The organism is Phocaeicola fibrisolvens, from assembly GCF_025567125.1.
Classification (GTDB): Bacteria; Bacteroidota; Bacteroidia; order Bacteroidales; family Bacteroidaceae; genus Phocaeicola; species Phocaeicola fibrisolvens.
In genome coordinates this window covers 1-550 of the sequence record NZ_JAOQJI010000107.1, presented here as the reverse complement: position 1 = coordinate 550, position 550 = coordinate 1, and the positions used below count along the sequence as shown (strand labels likewise).

Below are 550 nucleotides of genomic sequence, written 5' to 3'. Positions count from 1 at the left end.
GCAATGACATCCGCTTCATGTGGCTGACCGGTACCAGGGTGCCTGACCACAACACCATCAACCGTTTCCGCAGCAGCCGGCTGAAGGATGTGCTCAAGACCGTCTTCGCTACCATCGTGAAGTTCCTTGTGGCGGAGGGCTTTGTAAGTCTGGACGTGGCCTGCACCGACGGGACGAAGATGGAGGCGGACGCCAACCGTTATACGTTCGTCTGGGGCGAGTCCATCCACACCCGCATCTCCAGAATTGCGGAACAGCTTGAGGAGATATGGCGGTACGCCGAGTCCGTCACCAAGCAGGAGCTGCGCGACTCCGCTCCCGTCACTTACCAGGACATCACCCCCGAGAAGGTGGAAAGGGCGCTGGAACAGATACATGAAGCTCTGGAGGGAACGGATGCGGACCGGAAAGTGAAGGCCAAGGTCCGGCGCGTGAGGAAGGCATGGCCCGAACAGCTCAGGAAATACGAATCCCAGGGAAAGATTCTCGACGGGCGCAACAGCTACTCCAAGACAGACCCCGACGCCACGTTCATGCGGATGAAGGAGGA

Annotated in this window: 1 protein-coding gene; it reads left to right on the top strand. The window is 59.3% G+C overall.

The features are described from left to right. A partial coding sequence (locus tag OCV81_RS17710; protein ID WP_148331136.1) for a transposase occupies window positions 1-550 on the top strand: 550 nt, incomplete at both ends.